The sequence below is a fragment of the Rhizobium sp. Root483D2 genome (genome assembly GCF_001426685.1).
Classification (GTDB): domain Bacteria; phylum Pseudomonadota; class Alphaproteobacteria; order Rhizobiales; family Rhizobiaceae; genus Pararhizobium; species Pararhizobium qamdonense.
This window is the reverse complement of the sequence record NZ_LMFB01000041.1, coordinates 189,296-189,623: the sequence shown is the minus strand read 5'-3', so window position 1 is coordinate 189,623 and position 328 is coordinate 189,296. Positions and strand designations below refer to the sequence as shown.

At 59.1% G+C, this 328-nt stretch carries 1 protein-coding gene; it reads left to right on the top strand.

The features are described 5' to 3' along the window. Positions 1-328 (top strand): isocitrate/isopropylmalate family dehydrogenase (locus ASD32_RS25705; protein ID WP_244490271.1); only part of this gene is annotated, 328 nt, incomplete at both ends.

Here is a 328-nt window from a genome sequence, read left to right as displayed (position 1 = left end):
CGGCCTGCAGCGCGGCGTTCCCGTCTATCTGTCAACCAAGAACACCATCCTCAAGATCTATGACGGCCGCTTCAAGGATATCTTCCAGCAGGTCTTCGACGCCGAATTTGCCGACAAGTTCAAGGAAGCCAAGATCTGGTACGAACACCGCCTGATCGACGACATGGTCGCCTCGGCGCTGAAATGGTCGGGCGGTTATGTCTGGGCCTGCAAGAACTATGACGGCGACGTCCAGTCCGATATCGTCGCGCAAGGGTTTGGCTCGCTCGGCCTGATGACCTCGGTCCTGATGACGCCGGATGGCCAGACGGTCGAAGCCGAAGCCGCA